Raw genomic sequence first — 25,091 nt, 5'->3', positions numbered from 1 at the left:
CTGGTGAAATTCACTTCACAATTCTGCCAGCCGGTTTGCCCACTCTCAGCACATTCTCAGCTTCGCGCGTCGCGGCGCTAGTTCACTGCGACGCCGATCAGATGCCCTATCACGTACGTGGCACCGATAGCGATGGCACCAAAGGCCAACTGCCGCAAGGCGCTCAACCAGGGGGCCCGCGCCGTGAAGCGTCCGGCAACCCATCCGGCGACGAGCAGGCCCGCTCCCCCGCAGGCCAGCCCCGCCAGTAGTGACGCGAATCCCAACAGGAATGGGATCAGCGGCACCACCGCACCCACCGAGAACGTCAGGAACGAGGAGATGGCGGCCACCCACGGCGACGGAGTGTCGTTGGGATTGATGCCGAGTTCTCGGGTGAGGTGAATCGTCACCGCGGTGTTCTCGTCCTGGTGGATCTCGTCGGCGGCTGCGGACGCGGTCTGCGGCGAGAGCCCGATATCGCCGAGCATGGCGATGAGCTCCTTCTTCTCGGCGTCGGGGTGCAGCTGGATGGCGCGGCGTTCCACGCTCGCCTCGTGCTCGATCTGCGAGTTGGACGTCGACACCGACGTGAACTCACCCAGCGCCATCGAGAACGCACCCGCCACCAGACTGGCCGCACCGGTCAGCACGATCGCGTGCGTGTCGAGCCCGCTAGCACCCACACCGGCGACCAGCGCGGTGTTGGTGACCAGGCCATCCATCGCTCCGAAGGTGGCCGCACGCAACCATCCCCCGGACACGTCTGGGTGGGTGTGGTCAAATTCATGCGGTAGTTCGGCAGATTCCGCAGAGCCGTCGAGTGCCACGATGTACGAATCTACTTCCAGGTTCCTGAAAACGCACTGCTCAGAGGGGAATTACCGACATGAATCGTTCACTGACCGTTTTCGGCACCGTGGTGCTGGCGGGCGGGCTGATGCTGGGCTGTTCGAGCAATGACAAGAAGGACGAGTCCGCGGGCTCATCGGCCAGCAGCAGCGCCACCACCTCGACGGCGGCCGCGAGCAGCTTCGATATCGCCAAGATCGACGCCATCAAGGACCAGTTCCCCGCCGGGTACACCGTCGAGGTGCAGCCCAAGACCACCGTGACTCAAGCGATGCTCGATCAGATGAAGGGCATCTTCGACAAGGCCACCTTCACCCCGCAGGAGTGCGCCGACAAGATGCTGGGCGCCTTCCCGCAGGTGACCGGTACGTCCATGCAGGGTGTCACGGGCGCCAAAGGTAACGGCGACCCGATGTCCAAGACGATGATCATCGCCGCGGCGATGGAGACGGTCAGCCCGATCCCCGCCGACACCACCAACGGGGCATGCGACAAGTTCTCGCTGTCGATCGCCGGCATGGCAGAGGGCACCGGCGAGAAGATCGACGCCCCCGCCATCGACGGCGTGAAGACGACCGGGACGTCCACCAACATCAAGATCAGCGCGCCCGGTATGGAGAAGGAGATGGTGCAGATCGCCTACTCCGCTCAGCTCGACGACCACCATGCCGTGTCGGTGTCGGGCATGGGAGATGTCGACCGCAACGAGCTATCGGATGTCTTCGTGAAGGCCGTCAACGCCGTTAAGGGATAGGACGAACCGGGATGCCCGCCCCTGCAGCAAGGGGCGGGTACCCAGGCATTCCCCAATACGCCCCGGGCGGGTAATACCCGTAGCCGTACCAGGCCGAGCTGGGCGCACCCTCGCATTTGGAAGTGTTTCCGGCGGAGGCACACACGGTCGCGTGCGCGGTGCCCGCTGCGGGGCTGGGCAAGATCATTGGCGCTAAAGCCAGAGCTCCGACAGCGAGTGTCGAGCAGAGAACTCGCGCCACATTATGTGGTCGCTTCATGGCTCCAGAATACGCCGTGGCTCGGCACTAGCTGACGGATTCTCGTCGCGCACTAGAGGCTGCCCCTACTTGCCCACTAGAAGCCAGCCATCTATTCGCCAGACCCTCAAGATGTTTCGGGTAGTTCGTGCACTGTCGGATCGTGTAGGAGTTTCAGAATGATATCGACGGCGGGATCATGTGATCCCGCACGGGTGAGAGCGAGTATCTGCGTCTGGATCGCGCGCGGGGTTTCTGGTGTATCTGAAGGTATTCTGTTGGCCACCAACGGCTTCAGCACGACCTCCGGCGGGGCGATGATGAAGCGCATCCGGTACGGCACAAATGCTACGCATGATCCGGAAGCGAAATGCGCAATCAGTCCGATCGTGGTGTTCGCGCTCGCGGTCTGCCGCGGGGTGAAACCAGCAGCTTCACACATGGATACGAGTTCGCTGACGAGGGATGTATGTGGCAGCGCGAAGCCCTCGCCCGCAAGATCTCCGATGGCCACATACAGTTCCTGCGCTAGCCGATGGTCGGCAGACAGCGCGACCACTATCGGCTCGGTCGTCACCATCGATGCTGTCAACCCCGTCAAATCACCAAGGGGGCCATACATTATCGCCACATCGACGTGCCCGGATTTCGTGCGTTCGATCAGTTCGTCGTATCGGTGGTCTTGCAGCCGGCGTGAGCTCGACAGCGCGCGAGGTTCTGACCAACAACGTCAACCCTAGAGACTGCTCCAGCCTGCTGATCGCCTAACTCAGCGAAGGCTGGCTGATGTAGGGACGATCTGCCGCCCGCCCAAAATGCTTCTCCTGGGCAAGAACACAGAACTGCTGCAGCACCCGCGGGCTCAGGCCACTGCGGTGCCGGGGTCAACCGGTTTGTCGATGCCCACCGTGATCGACTTCGCACCGCAATGCAAAGTCAGCGACTGCATGATCGCTCCCGGAAGCACCTCGAAGGCAACGGTGTACGTCTCTTGGTCCCCGGCGAGAACGTCCTCCGGATTGCCCAGGAACTGCTCGATCTTCGGCAGTGGCACCACTACCCCCTGCGAGGTGGCCAGTGACTGGTCGGCGAGGGTGAATGCCGTCGACTTCTCAGTTCCGTTGTTCGCGACCAGAATTGAGAATGCCGCCCAGTATCCGGTCGGTCGCGGCAGGGACCCACGCGAGGTCAGCATCGGCACCATGTTGCCGAAGCGCACTACCTGCTGCACCTTGCAAGCCAGCGGGCCATCGCTGATCTCGGTATCCATCGGCGGGAGCGCTGGGGCACTCGAGCACGAGACGAGGGCACCGACCATCCAGAGGGCAAACACGCCGGCGGTGTTCCTCATAGCCCACCTCACGTTCGATCGATATACGACGCGGCCTGGTCACCGGATTCTCCAAGAAATTAGCCGATGACAAAAAACATGCGCAGGTTGACCCCCGCCGTATCCAACGTCGTTCGTTGCACACGTACACGCACTCGCAACTCAGCCATATCTGCCTCGTCGGCGATCATCCGGGCAGCTTCCGCAGATTCCCACTGCGGATCAGGAGGTTGACACCGGGCGGGTAGCCCGGCTCACGCGATATCGGCGGATCGTCGAGATTGCCTTTCCCGTTGTACTTCGCATCGACCACAACGAGGCTAGATTTGATGGAGGTTGAGTTCACAGCCACACGCAGGGTCATCAGCTCCCGGTGTAGAGCAGAACTCCCGACCTCACACCCCGCGCAGGCGCTCCTGAAAGTTCGCGAATCGCACTATTGGAGCCAAAGACATTCCTATTCAATCGTTTTCACGTCCCCGACCACCGGCCGCCGAGATGCCCTACACATAGGCTGAACGGCCCCCACCGAATTGCTTTCACGACGAATACGACTGAATCGCCACCTGGAAGGGCCCATGTGAATGTGCTTCCCACGCGGGTCATGACTGACCTCCTGCCCTGCCATCCGCCGACCGGATGATGAGAAGTACGAAGTACCCACTGGGGTGCTCGACCAAACGCCCCGCTGTGGGTGCGGCCCTGCGGGCCTGAAGCTCAGGGGGTCGAGGTGGTGAGCCGCGTCGTCTTGGGCTCGCTGCACCGGCGGTAAGGCGGATGTGGACCGACGGCGCCCGTGGCGAGTCGTGGTGTTGCGCTGGATCATTCCGCCTCCTACACACTGCGCTATTGCCCCGACAAGGCGCTTTGACCCGCATTAAGATCCGACCGTGACGCAAGATCTGTTCGGCCCAGAGCCGACGCCGATGGGGTGGTTCCGCTTCTATTTCGATGAGCAGCGATGGGAATGGTCGCCACAGGTAGCGCGGCTGCATGGTTACGACCAGTCCGACGTGGTGATCCCAACGACGGAGCTAGTGCTCTCGCATAAGCATCCAGAAGACCGCGCCAAGGTCGCCGACACGATAGACGCGATCACCCATACCCGAGGCGCCCTGAGCAGTCGGCACCGCATCGTGGACACCAGGGGCTCAGTGCATTGGGTCGTGGTCATCGGTGACCAGTTCTTCGACGAGGCCGGAGCGGTAGTCGGCACACACGGCTTCTACGTCGACGTGACCCCACCCGAGCACGTCCCCGAAGCTCCAGAGCACACCGAAGAACTGGTCAGCGAGCGAGTCGCTGAGATTGCCCACAATCGGGCCGGCATCGAGCAGGTCAAAGGCATGCTGATGCTGGTGTACAACATCGAGGAGGACGTCGCGTTCGGGCTTCTCACATGGTTATCGCAACAGCACAACATCAAGCTGCGCACGCTGGCAGAGCAACTCAGCACTGATTTACGTGGGGTCACAAGTTTTGACCAATCCGGCTTCGACCACGTCTTGCTCACAGCCCACGAGCGAGTCAACCGTGTGGGGATTGACCAGCTGCATTGAGGCGGCGAGACCGCAGCCACGCTGTTTTCTCAACGCGGGTTGCCCCGCATGAATCGCCTAGCGGGACCTCGCGGCAACCACGTTCTCGTCCTCGCCGTAACGAGACGTACCCGCCTACCGCGAGCTAAAAACCCTGAATTTCACGGCTAGTGTCGATCGCTATTGCGAAGCGGCGCCAGATCGTAGTGCGGTGTTGATGTCTTCGAGCTCCAGGATGCGTCCGATGCCTGCGATGTTGACTCCGGCCGTCACGAGAGTGACGATCCGTTCGATGCGTACCAGGTCATCGGCGCTGTAGCGGCGGGTGCCGCCCTCGGTGCGGGCCGGGGACAGCAGCCCGTGGCGTTCCCACAGTCGCAGCGATTGTGTTGGGGCGCCGGATAATTCCGCAGCGACCGTGATCCCATACACCCCATGGTGGGGTGCGGGTAGCTGAGCGCGGATCCCCCGGCCTTGCACCGGTGGGCCTTCATTGATCATCGTCACAACTTTTCTCGTTCGCTTACTTGCACTCGGCATCGTGGAGTGCTAAATAAATCTATATCAACTGGCATAGATAAACCAGTTGGTAGCGCACAGATGGCACAAGGGAAAGGACAGATGGAGGTGGCCACGATGCTGATGCGTACCGACCCATTTCGGGAGCTGGACCGTTTCACCCAGCAGGTGCTGGGAACCGCGGCACGTCCGGCGGCGATGCCGATGGATGCCTGGCGTGACGGGGATGAGTTCCACGTGGAGTTCGATCTCCCTGGTATTGCTGCCGATTCGCTGGATCTGGATATCGAGAACAATGTGGTGACAGTGCGCGCCGAACGCGCACCGCTGGATCCCGGCCGTGAGATGTTGGCCGCTGAGCGTGCACGTGGGGTGTTCTCACGCCAGTTGGTGCTGGGCAATAATCTGGACACCGGCCGGATCACCGCGGACTACCACGATGGAGTCTTGCGTCTAGTGATCCCGGTGGCTGAGAAAGCCAAGCCCCGCAAAATCGCCGTGGATCGCCCCGTGGCGTCCAAGGCGATCGATGACACCACAGTGATCACCGAGGAGGGCGACGCGGTGCGTGGCCCTAGCGCGACCAAGGAGCCGGTCAACGCCTGATTGTGGGCCGCGCTCCAGCAGCTCGGCAAAGGACACACGCACCACCTCAGGGCACCTGGTGCCGGATTAGGTCCGTCTTGGCGCCAGGTGTCCTCGGGGAAACCGCCAGTGGGGACCTGAGGCCAGATTGATTCTCGGCCACTTCCTGACCAAATTCCCAGGGCCGCAATGACATACGCATCGCGTATCCCAGCGGCCGCACACCTGGATGGTCGGCCTTGTTGACAGCACAAAGGAGGTGAGCAATGACGCAGAGCACGACGATGGCGGCGCCGGCACCGCCGAGCCCGGCCGAGTTAGAGGTGCTGGCCACCCTGGACCTGGATTACGCCACAGGGCTGATGGCGCTGATCGCCGAAGTCGACGCCATATTCTGCGCCGCCGAAGCTCCCCCGTGCCAGCGGCCGGCGCCACCAGCGGTCGGGTGCGCCCTTCGCGGGCCCCGGCACGCTGGTCGGTCTCACCATCGCACTTCGCCGCGACGACACAGTGAACCAGTGCGGCGAGTCCACCCGACGCAGCGCAGCCCTCCGCCAACCAGATCCACACGCCCACAACCCAATCCGATCACGATCAGGTGATAGCGAGGTGATGACACAGCTATTTACTACAGTGCCGGGCCAGCCCGCCCCGAAAAGACCACGCCACAGGGCATCGTCGTCTGCACCCACACGGGGGCGTGGGGCGGGCAGCCCGGCCCCACCCGATTCACATCGTGGCTCCACTCACAGGGGCAGAATCGCCGTTGGCTACACCACGAAATCGAAAATACCGCCTGACCTGCTCCCCCGCTTGGACTCGAACCAAGAACCGTCCGATTAACAGTCGGAAGCTCTGCCAATTGAGCTACAGGGGACTACCGGATCGCGTCGGTTTGTACCGCGAACCGAGGCATGACTTTAGCCTACGGGTAGGGGTGAAAGCCAAACCGTATGCCCGCCGCATCGCCCGATCACGAGCGACAAAGACGGTGAACATCGCGGTTGTCGCATAGAAGCGGGCAGATGTGACCTGCCTGACGCAGCCGTTCACAGCTGCGTCAGGCAGGATAGGGAGAACTTCGTTAGTTGGTGGAGGGTTCGTGATTCGGGTTTTGTTGGTGCTGGCCGCTGGCTACGTGCTGGGTGCGAAGGCTGGCCGTCGCCGATACGAGCAGATCGTCAATGGGTATCAGGCCGTCACCGGCAGCCCCGCGACCAAGAAGCTGATCGAGATCAGCCGACGTCGCCTGGCCAACTCGCTGTCCCCTGACCCCCACATGGTGGAACTCACGCCGATCGACGAGACAACCATGATCTTGGAGCCCGAGCCTCAGCTCGACAACAAGTAGGAGCGTCGCCCCTACACCGAGAGATCGTCGCCGCTGACCTGCTCGAGCAGGCTGCGTCGATACGCCTCCAGCGCCACCAGGTCGCCGAATAGCGCGTGATACTCGTCGGCGTGCTCCACCGGTGACATCCGCTGCAGCTTCGACTTCACCTCGGCCACCTGCCGCCCGACCCACACCTCTTGCAGCTTGGCCAGCACCGACCCGATGTATCGCGGCAGCCGCTCATCGCTATCCACCTGGATGGCCTCGGCGGTCAACGCATTGATCAGCATCACCTGGTTCTGCGACGACGCGCTCTGTCGCACCTTGTCGATCCACTCCGCGCCGACGATCCCCGCCGCGGCGCCACCGGCCGCCTCGATCGCGGTGCGCACCGCCACATATCCGGGGTGGGTGAAGCTGTCGGCGGTCAGCGAGTCGAACACCGGTCCGGCGAAGGCCGGGAACTGCAGCGCCGCCTTGAGCGCCTCGCGCTGCGGCCACAGCGTGGGGTCCTTGGGATCGGGCATGGCGACCTTGGGAGCCGCAGCGGGTTCAGCGCCGCGGGCACGGCGGTCGAGTGACACCGATCCGCCCTTCGCCGCCTTAGCGGCCTCCTCACGCACCCGCGCGAGCACCTGGGCCACGTCGTCCCATCCCACCCAGCCAGCCAGCTGCCGGGCGTACTCGTCACGCAGCGTCGGGTCCTTGATCCTGGCCACCATCGGCACACAGCGGCGTAGCGCGTCCACGCGCCCCTCGGCGATCTCCAGATCCGACTCCGCCAGCGCCGACCGGATCGCGAACGCGAACAGCGGGGTGCGGCGCGCCACCAGATCCCGCAATGCCCCGTCCCCCGACTTGAGCCGCAGATCGCAGGGGTCCATGCCGTCGGGCGCCACCGCAACGAACGACTGCCCGGCCAGATTCTGCTCTCCCTCAAAGGCTTTCAGCGCGGCCGCCTGACCGGCGGCGTCCCCGTCAAAAACGTAGATGAGCTCACCACGGAAGTACGAGTCGTCCATCATCAGACGCCGCAGCATCGAGAGGTGCTCATCACCGAAGGCGGTGCCGCAGGACGCCACCGCCGTGGTCACCCCGGCCAGGTGCATCGCCATCACGTCGGTGTAGCCCTCGACCACAACGGCCTGGTGGCCCTTGGCGATATCCCGTCTGGCCATGTCCAGCCCGAACAGCACCGAAGACTTCTTGTACAGCATGGTTTCCGGGGTGTTGACGTACTTGCCCGGCATGGTGTCGTCGTCGAAGATCTTGCGCGCCCCGAAGCCGATCACCTCACCGCTGCTGGCGCGGATCGGCCACAGCAGCCGCCGGTGGAACCGGTCGATCGGACCGCGGCGCCCTTCCTTGGACAGCCCCGCGGCTTCGAGCTCTTTGAATTCGAATCCCTTGCGCATCAAATGCTTTGTCAGGGTGTCCCACCCGGACGGGGCGTATCCGCAGCCGTATTGTTTGGCCGCCGCACCATCGAAATTGCGCTCGGTCAGGTACTGGCGCGCCGGTGCCGCCTCGGGTGAATCCAGCGCGGTGGCGTAGAACTCCTGCGCGGCCGCGTTGGCGGCGACGAGCCGCGCCCTGGTCCCCCGGTCGCGCTGCGCAGCAGTGCCGCCACCCTCGTAGTTGATGGTGTAGCTGATGCGGTCGGCCAGCCGCTCGACGGCCTCCACGAAGCTGATGTGCTCGATCTTCTGGATGAAGGTGTAGGCGTCACCGCCCTCACCGCACCCAAAGCAGTGGAACTGGCCATGATTGGGCCGCACATGAAACGACGGCGACTTCTCGTCATGGAACGGGCACAGCCCCTTGAGCGAGTCGGCACCCGCGCGCTTGAGCTGAACGTAGTCGCCGACGATGTCCTCGATCCGGGTGCGCTCACGGATCGCCGCGATATCGCGATCAGGGATGCGTCCGGCCACCGAGCCAGCTTAGCCAACCGCGCCGTCAGGCCCAGCTGGCTTGCACACCCTGACTATCGCGGTCCACCCGCTCAAGCCGGCTTTCGGTGTACGAGGCGATCTGATCCACCACCACCCGGGTGCGCGCCGCGTCGTCGGCGGCGGCCTCGAACGCGGGCAGGAACACCGGATCCAGCGTGGCCGGAGCCCCCAACGCCAGCCACTGCGCCACCCGGTGAATGCGTTCACGCTGACGGGCCTGTACCGCGATATGTCGCGGATCAGACATGATGAATTGCAGCGCAAGCATTTTCAGCACCGCCACTTCAGCTGCCACCACCTCGGGCACGGTCAGCTCAGCCTCGAACCGCACCAGCGGCCCGTCACCGGCCACCTTGCGGGTGGCCCCGATCGCAGCCGAGGCGAACCGGCCCACCAACTCGCTGGTCAACCGCTTGAGGCTGGTCGAGGCGGTCAGGGTGCCGTCATACGGACCGATCGCGGCGACCACCGGCAGCGTGGCCAGCCGCGCGGCGGCCTCCTCCAGTGCGCCCTGCTCCAGCCCACCGAACGACTTCACGCCCAGCTCCGCGAGCACCTGGGCCTCCCCCCGCGAAGCCAGCACCCGCAGATCGATACGCCCGGAGATCACGCCGTCCTCGACGTCGTGCACCGAATAGGCGACGTCATCGGACCAGTCCATGATCTGCGCTTCCAGGCAGCGCTGCCGCGGCGGCGCCCCGGCACGCACCCAGTCCAGCGCCGCGCCATCCTCGACGTAGGCACCGAACTTTCCGCCGCCCGGCGGACGCAGCCACGGATACTTCGTCGCCGCATCCAGCGAGGCACGCGTCAGGTTCAATCCGGCGCTGTTGCCGTCGGCATCAACAACTTTGGGCTCCAGACGGGTGAGAATGCGCAAATTCTGGGCGTTACCCTCGAACCCGCCCCGGTCGACCGCGACCTCATCGAGCGCACGCTCACCGTTATGCCCGTACGGCGGATGGCCGATGTCATGCGCCAGCCCGGCCAGGTCCACCAGATCCGGGTCGGCGCCCAGACCGGTGGCGATACCGCGGCCGATCTGCGCCACCTCCACCGAGTGAGTCAGCCGCGTCCGTGGAGTGTCACCCTCGCGAGGGCCCACCACCTGCGTCTTGTCGGCCAGGCGACGGAACGCGGCGCTGTGCAGAACCCGCGCCCGGTCCCGCGCGAAGTCGGTCCGGTACTCCGAAGACGGGATATCGACGATGGCCGCCGTCTTGGGTGTTTCGGTGACGACGCGTTCACGGTCGAAATCGGTATAGGCGTCCTTATAGGCATCCTGTGTACGCATCGTGGGCACCAGTCTGCCAGGACGGGTCCAAGCGACGCGCGAGGCATTAGATTGGCGACCATGCGTCTGCTGCGTGCCCTCGGGAGCCTGCTGGGAGTCATGATCGCGATGCTCACGGTGTTTGCCCCCACCCTGTTGCTGGCACCGGCGGCCAGCGCCGACCCGCCCTTCCGGATACCCGCCTACGTCACCGACCGGGCCGGGGCGCTCAAGAACCCGACGAAGGTGCGCAACGCGATCGATCAGCTCTACGACGCACAACACGTGCGGCTCTGGCTGGTGTACGTCAAGGATTTCGACGGCGCCGACCCGGTGACGTGGGCCAACAAAACCCTCAAGGCAAGCGGATTGGGAGATCGCGACGCGTTGCTCGCCGTGGCCACCGAAGAGCGCAGTTACGCGTTCCAGGTCGCATCCGAGATCAAGAACGTCAGCGATTCGGAGATCGAGGAGCTGCGCACCAACACGATCGAACCGGCGCTACGGGCATCGGATTGGGATGGCGCCGCCATCAACACCGCCAAGGGCCTGGAATCGGCCGCCGCATCGTCATCCTCCATACCCTGGAAGCCGATCCTGGCAGCGCTGGTCTTCGGAGCCGTTGTGGTCGGCGCCTTCATGCTGTACTCCTGGTTCCGCACCCGCTCCCGTCGGCGCGCAGAGGTCGAGGCCGCTAAGGGCATCGATCCGACCAACGCCGAAGCTCTTGCCGCGCAATCGGTCGACGCACTCGATGGTCTGTCGAAATCGATTGTGGTGAATGTCGACAACGCCGTGCGCACCAGCGAGGCCGAACTCACGCTGGCCGTCGAGGAATTCGGCACCGAACAGACCGCACCCTTTCAGCAAGCCGTCGATTCCGCGAAAAAGGCTCTTGCTCAGGCATTCTCCGTGCGTAAGCAGCTCGACGATTCCGTCCCGGAGACGCCCACGGAGCAGCGCCGCCTGCTGATCGATGTCATCACCACCGCCGCACGTGCCGACCGCACCCTCGACGATCAGTCCAATGCCTTTGACGCGCTGCGGAACCTGGTGATCAACGCACCCACGAAGTTGGACACGCTGACCCAGCAAGTGGTCGCCACCACCGCTCGGATACCCGAATCACAGCGCATTCTCGAGCAACTGCGCACCCAGTTCGATGCCGCGGCCCTGGCGTCGATCGTCGACAACATCACCGAGGCCACCGAGCGCACCACGTTCGCCGACTCCCGGATCGCCCACGGCCGGGAACTCGCTGCCCGCCCCCTGGAGGGCCAGCAGATGAATCTCGTCGACGCCGTGCGCGGGGCCGAATCGGCGCTGAACCAGGCCGCCGCACTCTTGGACGCGGTGGACAACGCCGCCAACAATATCCGGCGCGCCATCGACGCACTGCCCGCGGCGATCGCGGACACGAAGTCGGGCATCGCCCAGGCCGAGGAACTTCAGCGGCAGGGATCGGTGCCCCGTGCCGACGAGCTGACGAAGGCCCACGACAGGGCTGCCGCGGCCGTGACCGACGCCGAGAGAGTCGGGCCCACCGATCCGCTGACCGCCTTCACCCACCTGGCCACGGCCGATGCCGAACTCGACAAGCTGCTAGCCACCGTGCGGGAAGAAAAGGACGCCGCCGAACGCCGCGCCCGCGCCCTCGATCAAGCCATCGCCACCGCCCGCCAGAAAGTGAATGGGGTAAACCAGTACATCGGGCTGCACCGGGGAGCCGTCGGCTCCGCCGCGCGCGGATATATCGCGGAAGCCGAACGCAGCATCGCGACGGCCGAGGCCGCCCGCCAGTCAGATCCCTCGAACGCCATTCTGTGGGCCAATCGGGCCACCGAGCTGGCGACACGTGCCGAAGGCAGCGCGATCCAAGAGGTGCAGGCGGCCCAGTCCTATTACAGCAACGGGTACGGCAACTACCGCGGATACAGCGTGGCGGGCGATGTGGCCGGCAACGTCGCGGGTGCCGTGATCGGCGGCATCCTGCGCGGCATGCTCAGCGGCGGATCGAGCCACCACAGCTCCTGGTCCGGGTCGGGCTCGTCGTCGTATGGCGGATCGTCCCGATCCTCCGGCTCGAGCTTCCGGGGCGGCGGCGGCCGCTTCTAGCAGGCTGTCCCCGCTCGAAATTTCACCCAACACTTGACGGCACGCCGCTGTCGATGTGCAATATATTGCATGCCGGTACCACCCTCCGAAGGCGTGATGGCGCGCTCGCTACTGCGCGACGATGCCTATAAGGCGCTGCGCACGGCCATCGTGGACGGGACGCTGGCCCCCGGCGAGCGGCTGCGCGATGACGAGCTGAGCCGCTGGCTGGGCGTGAGCCGGACCCCGATCCGTGAGGCGCTCTCCCGGCTGGAACACGCCGGTCTGGTCCAGACCCAACCGGGACGGCACACCATCGTCAGCCCCATCGACATCCGGGAGGCGCGCGCGGCACAGTCCGTTGCCGCGGCGATGCACGAGCTCGCCGTGCGCGAGGCCATCACCAACATCTCTGCCGGTGATCTGGCCGCGATGCGGCTCGCCAATACACGATTTGCCGCCGCCCTGGATGCGCACGATCCCGACGCCGCCCTCGCCGCCGACGACGAATTCCATGCCGTCGCAGTCGAAGCCAGTGCGAATCCGTACATCGCCGCCGTACTGGAGCAGGTGACTCCCGTGCTGCGCCGCCTGGAACGCATCAGGTTCGCCAGCCGCGACGGGCGTCATTCCGTGGCCCTGCACGAGCAGATCATTGCGCGCTGCGAAGCAGGCGACAGTGAGGGTGCCGGGCGTGCCGCCCGCGACAACTGGCACACCCTCATCGCGGCGCCGGAGGCCGCCGAATCCGGGGAACGCGGCGCGGGCTGAACACCGCTCCCCCAGAACGCCATTCCCAATAGCCGAGCCAGGAGAACGCCTTGTCGATCCATGATTTCCCCCGCTACCCACTGACCTTCGGCCCCAGCCCGGTGCACCCCCTGGAGCGCCTCAGCCGTCACCTCGGCGGTGCCAATATCTGGGCAAAACGCGAAGACTGCAACTCCGGGTTGGCCTTCGGCGGCAACAAGATACGCAAACTCGAGTACATCGTTCCCGACGTGCTGGCCAGCGGCGCCGACACCCTGGTGTCGATCGGTGGCTACCAGTCCAACCACACCCGTCAGGTGGCGGCCGTCGCGGCCGTGCTGGGGATGCGCTGTCACCTGGTTCAGGAGCGCTGGGTGGACTGGGAGGATCCGGTCAACGACAAGGCGGGCAACATCCTGTTGTCGCGGATCATGGGAGCCCAAACTCAGCTCGACCCTTCGGGATTCGATATCGGCATCCGCCAGTCCTGGGAAGACGCGCTCACCGCGATCGAGAACTCCGGCGCCAAGCCCTACCCCATCCCCGCCGGTGCGTCCGAACACAAGTACGGCGGTCTCGGCTTCGCCAACTGGGCGTATGAGGTAGCCGCACAAGAGGATCAGCTGGGCGTGTTCTTCGACACCATCGTCGTGTGCACGGTCACCGGGTCCACCCACGCGGGCATGATCGCGGGATTCGCCGCACTCGCCGATGCCGGCGGACGGCCACGGCGAGTGCTGGGTATCGACGCATCGGCCACGCTCCCGAAGACCACCGACCAGGTCACTCGCATCGCCCGGCACACCGCCCAGCAGATCGGCCTCGAACGCGACCTGCGCCCCGACGAGATCACCGTCCTGGAGGGATGGGCGGGCGAGGAGTATGGCGTGCCCGTCGATTCCACCGTCGAGGCGATCAAACTCTGCGGACGCCTCGAAGCGATGATCACCGACCCGGTGTACGAGGGCAAGTCGATGGCAGGCCTGATCGACCTCGTCAGCGACGGGACGATCGAGCGGGGCTCGAATGTCCTATACGCACACCTCGGTGGCCAGCCCGCGCTGAACGCCTACAGCAGCGTGTTTCCCGGCTAGCTCGCGTACCCGTCGGCGACGTTCAGCGCCTCGTCGATGATCGAGAGCCCACGCCGCAGATCCTCTTCGCTGATGATCAGCGGAGGCGCCACATGCGTGCGGTTGAAGTGCGTGAACGGCCATAGGCCACTCTTCTTGCACGCCGCCGCGAAGGCGTTCATCGGCGCCGCGGCCTCACCACTGGCATTGAACGGAACCAGCGGCTCACGAGTCTGCTTGTCGCGCACCAGTTCCACGGCCCAGAACAAGCCGCGGCCGCGGATCTCGCCGACGCTCGGATGGGTCTGCACCCAGCGTTCCAGTTCCGGACGCACCACGCGCTCACCGAGATCGCGCACCCGCTCCAGGATCTTGTCGTCTTCGAACACCTTGATGGTCTCGACGCCGACCGCGCAGGCCAGCGGGTGACCGGAGTAGGTCAGTCCACCCGGGTACGGACGGTGATCGAAGCTGGTGGCGATGGCATCGGAGATCACCACACCGCCCAGCGGAACATAACCGGAGTTGATGCCCTTGGCGAAGGTGATGAGGTCCGGTGTGACGTCAAAGGCGTTGATGGCGAACCATTCCCCGAATCGCCCAAATCCGACCATCACCTCGTCGGCGATGAACACCAGGCCGTACCGGTCGCAGATCTCCCGCACTCCGGCCAGGTAACCGGGCGGCGGCACCAGCACACCGTTGGTGCCGACCACCGACTCCAGGATGATCGCGGCGATGGTGGGCGGGCCCTCCAGGTTGATCACCTGCTCCAGATGCTCCAGCGCCCTTTGGGTTTCCTCCTCCGGCGAGGTGGCATGGAACACCGAACGGTAGGCGTACGGCCCGAAGAAACGAACCACCGAGTTGTCGCCCGGGTCGTTGGCCCAGCGGCGCGGCTCACCTGTCAGCGACATCGAGGTGGTGGTGCCACCGTGGTAACTGCGGTATGCGGACAGCACCTTACGGCGACCGGTGTGGTGGCGCGCCATACGGACCGCATGCTCCACGGCCTCGGTGCCACCGTTGGTGAAGAACACCTTGTTCAGGGTTCCGGGTGCACGCTCGGCCACCAGGCGGGCGAGCTCACCGCGCACATCGTTGGCGAAGGCGGGCGCAATGGTGGCCAGCCGGCCGGCCTGACGCTGGATGGCGTCCACCAGACGCGGATGCTGGTGTCCCAGATTGAGGTTCACCAGCTGCGAGGCGAAGTCCAGGTACTCCTTGCCGGTGTAATCCCAGAAGGTCGCACCCGCACCACCGGCGATCGGCAGCGGGTCGATGGCCGCCTGCGCGGACCACGAGTGGAAAACGTGCCCACGGTCGTCGGCGCGAACCTGCGCCTCGGCCGCCGGTGCCTCGATCGGCGCGCTGGCGGGATCGATTCCGATGTGATTCTGGACGTCAGTCATTTCTGCTCCTCGGCTAGCAGCCCTTGAGAGATTTGGCGAGATGATCGGCCACGCCGCCGATCGGAATACGCTGCTGGGTCATCTCATCGCGGTCGCGAACGGTGACGGAGTCGTCTTCGAGCGAGTCGAAATCGACTGTGACGCAGAACGGGGTGCCGATCTCGTCCTGTCGACGATACCTGCGCCCGATGGCACCGGCGTCATCGAAGTCGACATTCCAGCTCTGCCGCAGCTCGGCGGCCAGCGCCTTTGCGCGCGGGCTCAGGTCGGCATTGCGTGACAGCGGCAGCACCGCGACCTTGACCGGAGCCAGACGCGGATCCAGGCGCAGCACGGTGCGGGTATCCACGCCGCCCTTGGCATTGGGGGCCTCGTCCTCGTGATACGCATCGACCAGGAAGGCCATGAACGAACGGGTAAGGCCGGCCGCGGGCTCGATCACGTACGGGGTGTAGCGGCGGTCCTCGGCCTGGTCGTAGTACGACAGGTCTTCACCGGAATGCTTTGCGTGCGTCGACAAGTCGAAATCGGTGCGGTTGGCGACACCCTCCAACTCACCCCACGGGTTGCCACTGAAACCGAACTTGTACTCGATATCGACGGTGCCGTCCGAGTAGTGCGACAGCTTCTCCTTGGGGTGGTCGTACAGCCGCAGGTTCTCCGGGTCGATACCGAGATCGATGTACCACTGCAGCCGGGTGTCGATCCAGTACTTGTGCCACTCGGGCGCGGTGGACGGCTCGACGAAGAACTCCATCTCCATCTGCTCGAACTCGCGGGTGCGGAAGATGAAGTTGCCCGGGGTGATCTCGTTGCGGAAGCTCTTGCCGATCTGGCCGATGCCGAACGGCGGCTTCTGTCGCGACGTCGTCACGACATTCTTGAAGTTGATGAAGATGCCCTGCGCGGTCTCCGGACGCAGGTAGTGCAGACCCTCTTCGGTCTCGATGGGGCCCAGGTACGTCTTGAGCATCATGTTGAAGTCGCGGGGCTCGGTCCACTGCCCCTTGGTGCCGCAGTCGGGGCAGACGATGTCGGTCATCGGGACCGACTCCGGGTCGTCGATACCCTTCTTCTCCGCGTAGGCCTCCTGCAGGTGATCCTGACGGTGCCGCTTGTGACAGTTCAGGCACTCGACCAGCGGATCGTTGAAGACCTCGACGTGGCCGGAGGCGACCCAGACCTGACGGGGCAGGATCACCGAGGAGTCCAGGCCGACGACGTCGTCGCGGCTGGTGACGACGGAGCGCCACCACTGCTTCTTGATGTTTTCCTTGAGCTCGACACCGAGCGGGCCGTAATCCCACGCCGACTTGGTACCGCCGTAAATCTCGCCGCAGGGGTACACGAGTCCCCGACGCTTGGCGAGGTTGACGACGGCTTCGATCTTCTTACCGGCGGCGTTCGGCTTGGCGGCCACGATCTGCTCAGGCTCCTCTTGAGGTCCACAGGACTGCAGTAATTGTCCTGAACAGCCTAAGGGCCGGACCAAGCGCGTTTTACCTCGGTGGCCGCAGCAGCTACTTCAGATGGTCCAGCAGGATGCCCTGCGGACCGAAGTACTCCTCGCGCCACTTCTCGAGCAGTGGGCCGTGGTCGATGTCGTCGGGATGGAATCGCAGCCGCAGATAGCACCGGATCTTGGGGCCGAGACCGGCGAACAGCGGCGTGCGGGGCAGCCTGAGAACGCTCCGCAGGGTGCGCACCGGGTGTCGCCAGGCCCACCGATCGGTGACGATCGAGGCCAGCAAGATCACCGTCCTGCTCAGGAAAAGCCCCAGCGTGACGGCCATGGCCGCGATCCTCATCCGCTCGGAGCCCCCGACGTGGCGGTACACGTCGAAGGCAACGGACTTGTGTTCCATCTCCTCGATGGCATGCCAATTGAGCATCGCTCGCACCTCGGGATCGGTCAGCTGCTGCTGTATCCACGCCACGCTGAGCACCTGCTCTCCGAGGATGGCCGTGAGGTGTTCGACCGCGGCCGTCACCGCAAGCGCGGCTCGCGCCACCGGATCCGGCAGCCGGTCCCTGTTCTGCTTCATGCGCTGGACCAGCCGCGTGCCCATCCGGTCCATGAACCCCGTCGCCCAGTACCCGCGGCGCACCAGCTGCGTGTTGAGCTCACGATGCTGAATCCCGTGCGTCATCTCCTGCCCGATGAATCCGGCGACCTGCTTCCTGAGCACGGGATCACCGATCTGACCGTCGTAGCGGCGCACCGACTGGATGAAGAACTCCTCACCCGAGGGAAAGAAGCCGGACAGCAGGGCGACCAGATGGCTCATCGCGATATCGCCCGCGACGAAATGCCGCCGCGACGGGGACGCCCCGTCGAACGTGAACGCGATCCGGCGGGTGTGCACAGCGCGTCCGGCGGCCGTTGACGGACGCGGTTGCGGATTGTTCGCCGGCATCATTTACCTCGGTGGCTCGATGGGCAGCGCAGGTCCGCCGTATGGCGTCGGGATGGTGTAGCGGCCAGGCGGCGTCGGGTCGGATCGGGCACCCAGGTCGGCGCCGGGTGGCGGCCCGGCCGTGTCATCCCCTGCGGGGCGCGGGGCGTTCTTGGCGCCCCGGACCAAGACAGCGGGATCGTCGTCGCGACAGTACGTGTACAAGAAGGGCTCCGGATAGTCCGCCGAGGACGGTGGATGGCGAGGAGTGCCGTAGTCGCAGGCGTATCGCGGATACAGGTCGGCCGTCACCCACAGGCCGTGCTCGTGCATGGTGCTGATGAACGCCTCCAGCGCCGAGCCGCGATAGGTAGGAAACAGGGCGTTCAACGCCGGTACCCGCACATACGACAGGTGCGCGTTGGTGGCCAGATTGGCCAGCAGCTGGACCATGGTGTCGGAGTTGTCGGTGAACAGGTTGTCGGTCGCCGCAAGCACTCGCGGGGATTGATCGATGAGTTTCCGATAGCCACCGTCCATCGCGTTCATCCCCGCCAAGGTGCTGCGCAGATTGCGTGAGGTGACTGCGATTCCGTTGTTGACGTCCACCGCCGACGACAGCACCGTCCGGCTGTTCCCGATGGCGCTGACCGTCTCGGGGAGCACCGAATCCAGGGTGGACAGCAGGAACACCCCGCCGTCGACGATGTCGGTGAGCTTGCGGGGTCCCTGCGCGCTCAGGCTCAGTTCCGTCTTGATGCGCTCGATCTTGGCCGGATCCACTTGGGCGAGAACACCGTCGGCATGGGTCAGCAGCTGTGCCGGAGTGACCGGTATCGCGGTGCGGTCCCGGGCAACCACGTCCCCGCCGGACAGGAACGGGCCCTCATCGGATGCGGCGGAGAAATCGAGGTACTGCTCACCGGCCGGGGACAGTCCGGACACCCGCACCGCTGCTGACGCGGGAACACGAACCCCGCTGTCGACGCTCACTGTCGCGTTGACGCCGTCGCCGGTAAAGGTCAGTGATTCTACCGAGCCGATGCGCACTCCGTGCAGCGTCACGTCCTGATTCGGCAGCAGGCCGCCGGACTCGGCGAGCTGGATGGTCAGCGGGTAACTCGATGTCAGCGGCCGGACGTGCAGCACCCCCACCAACAGATACGTGACCGAAATGGCCAGGGTCGCAACGAGTGACAGCCCGCTCACCCACGCGCGGCTCATCGTCCGGGTTCCTGCGCGTCGGGTCCCGCTGGCGGGAGGCCTTGCGCTTCGGGGCCCTGCCCGACAACGCGCTCCTGCAACCGCCACAGCGTGTACTTGAAGGTCCCCACGAGCTTGGCCCAGTCGTATCGTTTAGGGCCGTGCAATCCAGGATCTCCCCCGAAACCGGCATCCGGTATGGCGCCCAGCACCAGTCGGTCGATACCGGCACTGCCGGAAATAGCCGATCCCGCAGTGATTTTGATGAACGGCGCGTATAACCGGTTCAGCGAGAGCAGGCTGGTCTGCGGATCGAGCACCACGTCATTCCAGGAGCGGGAGATCGCGTTAGCGTCGGCCACCACGCTGCGCCCACTGGCATCGGTGCCCGCGATGGACGGGAACTTACCCAGCTCGCGTGCGGCATCACCCAGCAGCAGCACCAAATCGGAGATCTGACCGGCATTGTCCTGCAAGGTCGCGGTGGCCGGGCCCGCCGCGTGCAGCACCTCGGCAAGCTTCTCACTCTTGCCGTCGAGGACCTCGGCCAGGTGGGTCGTCTCGGTCAGGGCGGTGTCCAGCTGTCCGGACCGCGCATTCAGCTTGCCCAGCAGCTCGTTGGACTTGCCGATCATCCGCCCGAATGCCTGACCGTCCTGGCCCGCCGCCCTGCCCATACCGTTGACGACGTTGGTGAGGTTGTGCACCGCTCCACCGTTGACCAGAATCGCCGCCGAACTGAGCACCGATTCCACCGTTGCCGCCGCGCCGGTGTGGTCGATGGTGATGGTATCCCCGTCACCGAGTGTGGCCGCGACGGGTTGAGCGGGCGGAGTGACGGCCACGAAGACATCACCCAGCGGCGTGGCCGTGCGTAACTGCGCCGTGCTGCCTACCGGGAGGGTGACATCGTGCCGGATGCGCAGCGTGGTCACCGCACGGAAATCCTTGGCAGCCATCGATTCCACCTCGCCGATATCCGCACCGGCGAGCTTCACCTTGGCACGCTCGGGCAGATTGAGCGCGTTCGCAAAGACTGCGGTCAGCCGGTATCCCCCGGCACCCAGGCCCGGGGCCGGCAGCGGTAGGTCGGCCAGTCCTGCAGAGGAACACCCGGCGCACAGGAGCACCGCCGCGACGAAGAACAATAGCTTGCGCACCATCACTTCTGCCCCATCGCCGCGAGTCCGTCAAGCATGTAGGTAAGTCCGAAGTCGGGGCCGTAGTCCTGCAACGTCCCTGTGCTGCAGCCGAGTTGACGCAGTCCCATCAGATTGCAGATCTCCTTGGCCATCTGTCCGTCGAAGACCATGTGGTCGGCCAGGAAGTGGGCGCGTATCGCGCCGTTACGTTGATCGATAGCGTTGTAGAGGTTGTCGGCCATCAGAGGCAGCACATCGAAGAACTCGGCGACCTCCCGCTGCCGGTCATACACCGACTGAATGCTCTTGTTGCCATTGGCGATACCGCGATGGATGGCATCGCGGTTGGCCTGCAGGATGTTTCCGGTCTGCTCGATCACCTCGTTGAACTGCCTCCCGGTACTGCCCGAACCGAAGTTCTCCTGGGCCAGGACGTCGCTGAGCTGGCGCACAGTGGAACCGAACTGGCGCAAGCTCGCATCATTGCGGGCAGCCGCGTCCAGCAGGCTGCTGACATTCTTGACGATGGCGGTCATCTGCTCACGACTGTGCTCGCCACCGTCGGCGCCAAGCCGCAGGGCCCGCGATAGCTCATCGAGCGCGGTCTTGATCCGATCACCGTTACCCGCGGCCACGCCATCACCGGCGTTGAGCACCGCGGCGATGGGCCCGCCTCCGGCGCCGTCGCCGTGCAGGGACCCGGAAAGCTTGTCGAGCATGCCGAGTACCCGATCGAACTCGACAGGAGTCTTGGTGCGGTTCAGTCCGATGGTGTCGTGATCGTGCAGCACCGCCCCGCCGCGGTAGGGCGGCGTCAGCTCGATCTGGCGGTCGGTCAGGATGGACGTCGAGAGAGTGACAGCCTGAGCGTCGGCAGGAATCTTGACCTGCCGGTCGACGGTGAACTGCACCTCGGCGTATCCACCCCGGGCGGTGATCGTGGAAACCTGGCCCACCGGCATGCCGAGCACCGCCACCACATTGCCGGGATAAAGACCCGCAGCACTATCGAATTGAGCTGTCAGCGTGATGGTTCCACCCTCTCGAGTAACGGACCATGCCGCCCCTGCCGTTGTTGCGACGAGGACGAGTCCCACACAGATCAGGAGTATCTTGCGCATTGCGGTCACTGGCAGTCCTTGAAGTACTGGATCATCCCGAATTGCTTGGCGCGCCCGCTGATCGCACACATCCACGAGTCGATGAGCGCGCCGCCCGGCGGGTTGGCCTCGATCGAGTTGCCGAAGCCGGTGGCATTGGCAATCTCCCGGATGGGCACCGGTGCGATCTGGAGTAGGTTGCGCAACAAGGCATCCTGTTCGGCAAGCTTGTCGCTGAGTTCCTCCAGAGTCTGGATGACACCGTCCAGTGCACGGTGATCGCCGACCACGATGGTGCGCAGCGACGCCACGATGCTCTGTAATGAGCGCATCATCGCGTGGAAGGCGGCCGAGCGTGCCACGAACTCGCCCACCAGTTCCTGTCCCTGCCGGATGAAGGTGCCGATATCGGACTGCTGGCGGCGCAGCATGCCGGTGACCTTCTCAGTGCTCGCCAGCAGCGTGCCCAGCTGTTCGCGCCGCTGCGCGATGACCGCAGACAGGGCACGTACGTTCTCCATGGCCTGTGGCACCACGTTGGGCAGCCCGTCCAGCTGGGTGCCCAGAACGCCCAGCGAGGAGGCAATGCGATCGGCGTCTACCTGCTCGAAGGTTCGGGTGGAGTCGGCCAGCGCAGCCTGCAGGTCATAAGGAACCTCGGTGTGCACCAGGCCGATCCGACGTCCGGTAAGTGCACCCACACCCGCGGGGCGCAGATCGACATAACGAGAACCGAACAAGGTAGTGATCTTGATGGCGGCCCGGGACTCCGCGCCGACCGGCACGTTGTCACGCACCCGAAAGGTGACCTCCACGCGATCACCCGCCAACCGCACCCCGGTCACCGAACCCACCTGCATCCCCGCGACGGTGACAATGTTTCCCGGCCGCAGCGCGGCGGCCTGCAGGAACTCACCGGTGAATTGCCGGTATCCGATTCCCCATTCCTTCACCAGCAGCAGAGCACCGATGAGCACGGCGACTACAGACACGGCGATCACACCGAGCCAGGTCTTGTTGTAGGAGTCCAGCGGTCTCATCATCTAGCCACCGTCGCCTGCGTTCCTGCACCGGGCCGTGTGCTTGGTCTTGCCCCCGGGTGTGGCCGCGTTCACGATGATCGGAACCACGTCGTTGAGCCCCGGGAAGAACCCGTATATGTTCACGTCGCAGCCATAGGCGTTCATGTAGGCCCCCTCCCCGAACATGCGGGCCAGGCCCTTGAGGAACAGCGGGGTGTTGAGTCCTGTGTAGGCGAGCTGGGGTTCAATGTTCAGCATGTGCCGGGTGTAACCCGGTTCCCGCGTCAGCAATTCGTGTACGGACGGATTTACGTCCTTGGCGATCCGGGAAAGGTTCCTGACCACCTCGGTCATTTTCCCTACCGAGGACACCAATTCGCTTCGGCGGCTATCGAACTGGCCAACTACCTGGCGGGTGGCGGCAATGGCATCCTCGAACTCCTTGTTCTGAGCCGCGAGGCTGCCCACCACGCTGTCCAGACTGCCGATCACATGATCCAACGCATCGTCGCGGCCGGTGAATGTCTTCGTCAACGTAGATGTCTGGTCTACCAGCGTCGCAAATGCGGCGGTGTCGCCCTGCAGCGAACCGATAACCGCCTGGGTGAGGTTGTTCACCTGCGCGGGGTCAAGCACCGCGAAAAGTGGCTCATACCCGTTGAGCAGGGTACCGACATCGAAGGAGGGCTCGGTCCGTTCGACGGGGATAATGCCGCCGGGTGCCAGCAAGGCTCCGGTTCCTGAGTGTCCCTGTGTCAGTGCGAGATATCGTTGACCAACGATGTTCTGGTAGGTCACCGATGCAGTGATGCTATCGGGAAGCCGCTGACCTTCCTGTACGACGAAATTCACCTTCGCGAGCGTGCCGTCGAGCTCAATCCCCTGGACTCTGCCCACGCGAACCCCCGCGATCCGGACGTCGTCACCCTCGCGCAGTCCGAAGACATCGGTGAACTCAGCAGCGTAAGAAACCGTCGCGCCCTTCACATCACGGCGCAGGGTGACATAGACCAGCCAAGTGAGCACCGTGGCCATCACCAGGAAGACGACCAATCCGACTAGGGAGGCACGTGTCGCCGAATGTTTCATCAGGCGCCTCCCTCGTTGTGCGCGTGCTGGTTATGGGTCACAGTCGTGCCGCGGGCGATGGGCCCGAGGATCAGCTGATCTGCCGCTGTGGCCGGCTGCCCAAGGATTCGGCCCAGTTGGCTGCGCTCCTGTGCGCTGCCGACGGGTCCCACGTTCCCGCCGAAAGATGCCGGTGCCACGGCGATGTCCCCCGGGTCGGCGCTGCCGGGTACCGGTGGCGCTGGGGTGAGCCACGACGGCACTGGCGGATTGGGGTCCTGCAGGTTGGGATTGGGGTTGACCAGGGGCGGCCCGACGGCGACGAGGTTGCCATTGTCACCGACTACAGTTCCCGGCGGAGGCGCCAAGCTGGCCGGCGGATGGTAGTTCTGCGGCAGCAATACCTCGGGCAAGTCCGGACGCACCGCGATCTGGGGAGCGGTGAAACAGCTGGGCCCCTTGAGTTCCCCGTAGCGCGGGCAGTCGGCGCGGGTATAGGAGTAGGACGGTGTGAACGACAGGTTCACTCGGCCTCGGGCGGTCGCCAGTTCCGGGTCCCAGACTTCCTGGAAGAAGGTGTCCGAGAACTTGGTGATGCGCTGGGTGATCGGCACGAAGTGCTCGGCGTTGTCGGCCAGCACCCCCAGCACGGGCGTCAAATCGGTGGTGATCTGGATGATTTGGTCGGTGTGGTTATGCAGCGAATCCACCGTGGTGCCGGTGGTGTGCACCCCGGCACCGATGAATGTACGCAACTGATCGCGCTTCTCGGCAAGAGTCTGCATGGGTTTCACCGCCTGATGCAGGGCATCCACCAGATCCGGCGCGGTCTGCGATAACCCGTGGGCAGCTTGCACCAATGCCGATACCGTAGAGGGCCCCTGGTCGGTCGCGACAATGGCATTGAGCTGATCCAGGATGCGGTCGAGTTGCGCTGCACTGGTGAGTAGTTCGGCGCGGCGGTGATCGGTGGCCGCGCCAACCGCGGCCAGAACGCCCAGGGATTGATCCTCGCGGCCGCGGCCTCCGGCGGTCAGGATCTCGCGCAGCTTGTTGACGGTGGTCTGAAACAGCACGGTCGGCAGCCGGGTGTCCTCGGCGATATGCCCGCCCTCACGGATGGGGGCGCCGGGTCCGTGGTCGACGAGTTGCAGGGCCGAGACCGCGAAGACATTGCTCGGGACCACACGGGCGGTGACGGTCCCAGGGATGGACCTGGCATACCCATGTTTGAGCCGCACGTGTATCCGATTGGGTTGAGCGCCGGCGGCCGGGGAGACGCTCTCCACCGCACCGACGAGCACACCCCGATACTTCACATCCGAGCGCGGCGGCAGCCCGTCGCCGACGTTGCGCAGCTCGGCGACGATGTCGATGTAGCGATCCAGCACACCCGTTGACTTGATCAATAACGCCGATGTGATGGCGGCAACCGCGACCAACGCGGCACCTCCGCGCATCAGCAACTGGCGACG

The 25,091-nt window shown here is 64.8% G+C and carries 23 protein-coding genes and 1 tRNA gene; 7 read left to right on the top strand and 17 right to left on the bottom strand.

Annotated features, from left to right (window positions below; all coding sequences use genetic code 11):
- Positions 1–77 precede the first annotated feature (77 nt).
- Positions 78–809, bottom strand: coding sequence for a VIT1/CCC1 transporter family protein (locus AOT87_RS05260; RefSeq protein WP_030095243.1), 732 nt, complete (start codon positions 807–809; stop codon positions 78–80).
- A gap of 59 nt (positions 810–868) precedes the next feature.
- On the opposite strand from AOT87_RS05260, the gene AOT87_RS05255 reads away from it, so the two are divergent.
- On the top strand, positions 869–1,585 hold the full coding sequence (locus AOT87_RS05255; RefSeq protein ID WP_030095242.1) for a DUF5642 family protein: 717 nt from the start codon (positions 869–871) through the stop codon (positions 1,583–1,585).
- 365 nt (positions 1,586–1,950) lie between these two features.
- On the opposite strand, the gene AOT87_RS05250 is transcribed toward AOT87_RS05255, so the two are convergent.
- The 3 genes from AOT87_RS05250 to AOT87_RS28785 all read right to left on the bottom strand — a co-directional run bounded on the left by AOT87_RS05250 (position 1,951) and on the right by AOT87_RS28785 (position 3,517).
- On the bottom strand, positions 1,951–2,511 hold the full coding sequence (locus AOT87_RS05250; protein WP_337251424.1) for a LysR family substrate-binding domain-containing protein: 561 nt from the start codon (positions 2,509–2,511) through the stop codon (positions 1,951–1,953).
- A 174-nt stretch (positions 2,512–2,685) separates the two neighbouring features.
- On the bottom strand, positions 2,686–3,174 hold the full coding sequence (locus tag AOT87_RS05245; protein WP_057968569.1) for a hypothetical protein: 489 nt from the start codon (positions 3,172–3,174) through the stop codon (positions 2,686–2,688).
- 166 nt (positions 3,175–3,340) lie between these two features.
- Positions 3,341–3,517 (bottom strand): hypothetical protein, encoded by a 177-nt coding sequence (locus tag AOT87_RS28785; RefSeq protein ID WP_157859003.1) that lies wholly within the window; start codon positions 3,515–3,517, stop codon positions 3,341–3,343.
- A gap of 562 nt (positions 3,518–4,079) precedes the next feature.
- On the opposite strand from AOT87_RS28785, the gene AOT87_RS05240 reads away from it, so the two are divergent.
- Positions 4,080–4,712 carry a PAS and ANTAR domain-containing protein gene (locus AOT87_RS05240; protein WP_078322403.1) on the top strand — a complete coding sequence of 211 codons (633 nt, stop codon included), beginning with the start codon at positions 4,080–4,082 and terminating at the stop codon, positions 4,710–4,712.
- Between the two features lie 159 nt (positions 4,713–4,871).
- Here AOT87_RS05240 and AOT87_RS05235 read toward each other — a convergent pair whose 3' ends face one another.
- Positions 4,872–5,192 (bottom strand): MerR family transcriptional regulator, encoded by a 321-nt coding sequence (locus AOT87_RS05235; RefSeq protein WP_081343186.1) that lies wholly within the window; start codon positions 5,190–5,192, stop codon positions 4,872–4,874.
- A 135-nt stretch (positions 5,193–5,327) separates the two neighbouring features.
- Here AOT87_RS05235 and AOT87_RS05230 point away from each other — a divergent pair, with 135 nt between their 5' ends.
- The gene (locus AOT87_RS05230) at positions 5,328–5,816 is read left to right on the top strand and encodes an Hsp20 family protein (protein ID WP_057969497.1); all 489 of its coding nucleotides are present in this window, start codon (positions 5,328–5,330) and stop codon (positions 5,814–5,816) included.
- A gap of 783 nt (positions 5,817–6,599) precedes the next feature.
- Here AOT87_RS05230 and AOT87_RS05225 read toward each other — a convergent pair.
- A tRNA-Asn gene (locus AOT87_RS05225) sits at positions 6,600–6,672 on the bottom strand.
- Between the two features lie 225 nt (positions 6,673–6,897).
- Here AOT87_RS05225 and AOT87_RS05220 point away from each other — a divergent pair.
- Entirely contained in the window at positions 6,898–7,146 is a 249-nt protein-coding gene (locus AOT87_RS05220) for a hypothetical protein (RefSeq protein WP_030095233.1), read from the top strand.
- A gap of 11 nt (positions 7,147–7,157) precedes the next feature.
- Here AOT87_RS05220 and dnaG read toward each other — a convergent pair whose 3' ends face one another.
- Both dnaG and AOT87_RS05210 read right to left on the bottom strand, forming a co-directional pair.
- The gene (gene dnaG / locus AOT87_RS05215; protein ID WP_057966821.1) at positions 7,158–9,062 is read right to left on the bottom strand and encodes a DNA primase; all 1,905 of its coding nucleotides are present in this window, start codon (positions 9,060–9,062) and stop codon (positions 7,158–7,160) included.
- A 25-nt stretch (positions 9,063–9,087) separates the two neighbouring features.
- Positions 9,088–10,377, bottom strand: a complete 1,290-nt coding sequence (locus AOT87_RS05210) for a deoxyguanosinetriphosphate triphosphohydrolase (RefSeq protein ID WP_057966820.1) — start codon at positions 10,375–10,377, stop codon at positions 9,088–9,090.
- Between the two features lie 60 nt (positions 10,378–10,437).
- On the opposite strand from AOT87_RS05210, the gene AOT87_RS05205 reads away from it, so the two are divergent.
- From AOT87_RS05205 to AOT87_RS05195, 3 genes are all read left to right on the top strand, one after another.
- Complete coding sequence (locus tag AOT87_RS05205; RefSeq protein WP_057966819.1) at positions 10,438–12,471, top strand: TPM domain-containing protein; 2,034 nt, start codon at positions 10,438–10,440, stop codon at positions 12,469–12,471.
- A 69-nt stretch (positions 12,472–12,540) separates the two neighbouring features.
- Positions 12,541–13,221 (top strand): GntR family transcriptional regulator, encoded by a 681-nt coding sequence (locus tag AOT87_RS05200; RefSeq protein ID WP_057966818.1) that lies wholly within the window; start codon positions 12,541–12,543, stop codon positions 13,219–13,221.
- A gap of 50 nt (positions 13,222–13,271) precedes the next feature.
- Positions 13,272–14,294 carry a 1-aminocyclopropane-1-carboxylate deaminase gene (locus AOT87_RS05195; protein ID WP_057964103.1) on the top strand — a complete coding sequence of 341 codons (1,023 nt, stop codon included), beginning with the start codon at positions 13,272–13,274 and terminating at the stop codon, positions 14,292–14,294.
- On the opposite strand, the gene AOT87_RS05190 is transcribed toward AOT87_RS05195, so the two are convergent.
- The 9 genes from AOT87_RS05190 to AOT87_RS05150 form a co-directional block, all read right to left on the bottom strand.
- Positions 14,291–15,685, bottom strand: a complete 1,395-nt coding sequence (locus AOT87_RS05190; RefSeq protein ID WP_057966817.1) for an aspartate aminotransferase family protein — start codon at positions 15,683–15,685, stop codon at positions 14,291–14,293. The two genes, AOT87_RS05195 and AOT87_RS05190, sit on opposite strands and share 4 nt — an antisense overlap.
- 13 nt (positions 15,686–15,698) lie before the next feature.
- On the bottom strand, positions 15,699–17,105 hold the full coding sequence (locus AOT87_RS05185; RefSeq protein ID WP_057966816.1) for a glycine--tRNA ligase: 1,407 nt from the start codon (positions 17,103–17,105) through the stop codon (positions 15,699–15,701).
- A 100-nt stretch (positions 17,106–17,205) separates the two neighbouring features.
- Positions 17,206–18,102, bottom strand: coding sequence for a metal-dependent hydrolase (locus AOT87_RS05180; protein WP_081343214.1), 897 nt, complete (start codon positions 18,100–18,102; stop codon positions 17,206–17,208).
- A 3-nt stretch (positions 18,103–18,105) separates the two neighbouring features.
- Positions 18,106–19,305 (bottom strand): MlaD family protein, encoded by a 1,200-nt coding sequence (locus tag AOT87_RS05175; RefSeq protein WP_057966814.1) that lies wholly within the window; start codon positions 19,303–19,305, stop codon positions 18,106–18,108.
- Entirely contained in the window at positions 19,302–20,447 is a 1,146-nt protein-coding gene (locus AOT87_RS05170) for an MlaD family protein (RefSeq protein ID WP_057966813.1), read from the bottom strand. The genes AOT87_RS05175 and AOT87_RS05170 overlap by 4 nt, the downstream gene beginning before the upstream one ends.
- The gene (locus tag AOT87_RS05165) at positions 20,447–21,556 is read right to left on the bottom strand and encodes an MCE family protein (protein ID WP_109398853.1); all 1,110 of its coding nucleotides are present in this window, start codon (positions 21,554–21,556) and stop codon (positions 20,447–20,449) included. The genes AOT87_RS05170 and AOT87_RS05165 overlap by 1 nt, the downstream gene beginning before the upstream one ends.
- Entirely contained in the window at positions 21,553–22,569 is a 1,017-nt protein-coding gene (locus AOT87_RS05160) for an MCE family protein (RefSeq protein ID WP_057966811.1), read from the bottom strand. The genes AOT87_RS05165 and AOT87_RS05160 overlap by 4 nt, the downstream gene beginning before the upstream one ends.
- Positions 22,570–23,637 carry an MlaD family protein gene (locus AOT87_RS05155; RefSeq protein WP_057966810.1) on the bottom strand — a complete coding sequence of 356 codons (1,068 nt, stop codon included), beginning with the start codon at positions 23,635–23,637 and terminating at the stop codon, positions 22,570–22,572.
- Complete coding sequence (locus AOT87_RS05150) at positions 23,637–25,076, bottom strand: MCE family protein (RefSeq protein WP_109398875.1); 1,440 nt, start codon at positions 25,074–25,076, stop codon at positions 23,637–23,639. The genes AOT87_RS05155 and AOT87_RS05150 overlap by 1 nt, the downstream gene beginning before the upstream one ends.
- Positions 25,077–25,091 lie beyond the last annotated feature (15 nt).

It is taken from the genome of Mycobacteroides sp. H003, assembly GCF_001440135.1.
Lineage (GTDB): Bacteria > Actinomycetota > Actinomycetes > Mycobacteriales > Mycobacteriaceae > Mycobacterium > Mycobacterium gwanakae.
Note: the sequence above shows the minus strand (reverse complement) of the source record. Positions and strands in the feature narration are given on the sequence as shown.

Bases quoted from the DNA above. Each gene is read 5' to 3' on its own strand.
- AOT87_RS05255 (WP_030095242.1), top strand. From the start codon at position 869: ATGAATCGTTCACTGACCGTTTTCGGCACCGTGGTGCTGGCGGGCGGG.
- AOT87_RS05245 (WP_057968569.1), bottom strand. From the start codon at position 3,174: ATGAGGAACACCGCCGGCGTGTTTGCCCTCTGGATGGTCGGTGCCCTC.
- AOT87_RS28785 (WP_157859003.1), bottom strand. From the start codon at position 3,517: ATGACCCTGCGTGTGGCTGTGAACTCAACCTCCATCAAATCTAGCCTC.
- AOT87_RS05240 (WP_078322403.1), top strand. From the start codon at position 4,080: ATGGGGTGGTTCCGCTTCTATTTCGATGAGCAGCGATGGGAATGGTCG.
- AOT87_RS05235 (WP_081343186.1), bottom strand. From the start codon at position 5,192: ATGATCAATGAAGGCCCACCGGTGCAAGGCCGGGGGATCCGCGCTCAG.
- AOT87_RS05230 (WP_057969497.1), top strand. From the start codon at position 5,328: ATGCTGATGCGTACCGACCCATTTCGGGAGCTGGACCGTTTCACCCAG.
- AOT87_RS05210 (WP_057966820.1), bottom strand. From the start codon at position 10,377: ATGCGTACACAGGATGCCTATAAGGACGCCTATACCGATTTCGACCGT.
- AOT87_RS05205 (WP_057966819.1), top strand. From the start codon at position 10,438: ATGCGTCTGCTGCGTGCCCTCGGGAGCCTGCTGGGAGTCATGATCGCG.
- AOT87_RS05200 (WP_057966818.1), top strand. From the start codon at position 12,541: ATGCCGGTACCACCCTCCGAAGGCGTGATGGCGCGCTCGCTACTGCGC.
- AOT87_RS05190 (WP_057966817.1), bottom strand. From the start codon at position 15,685: ATGACTGACGTCCAGAATCACATCGGAATCGATCCCGCCAGCGCGCCG.
- AOT87_RS05180 (WP_081343214.1), bottom strand. From the start codon at position 18,102: ATGCCGGCGAACAATCCGCAACCGCGTCCGTCAACGGCCGCCGGACGC.
- AOT87_RS05175 (WP_057966814.1), bottom strand. From the start codon at position 19,305: ATGAGCCGCGCGTGGGTGAGCGGGCTGTCACTCGTTGCGACCCTGGCC.
- AOT87_RS05170 (WP_057966813.1), bottom strand. From the start codon at position 20,447: ATGGTGCGCAAGCTATTGTTCTTCGTCGCGGCGGTGCTCCTGTGCGCC.
- AOT87_RS05160 (WP_057966811.1), bottom strand. From the start codon at position 22,569: ATGATGAGACCGCTGGACTCCTACAACAAGACCTGGCTCGGTGTGATC.
- AOT87_RS05155 (WP_057966810.1), bottom strand. From the start codon at position 23,637: ATGAAACATTCGGCGACACGTGCCTCCCTAGTCGGATTGGTCGTCTTC.
- AOT87_RS05150 (WP_109398875.1), bottom strand. From the start codon at position 25,076: ATGCGCGGAGGTGCCGCGTTGGTCGCGGTTGCCGCCATCACATCGGCG.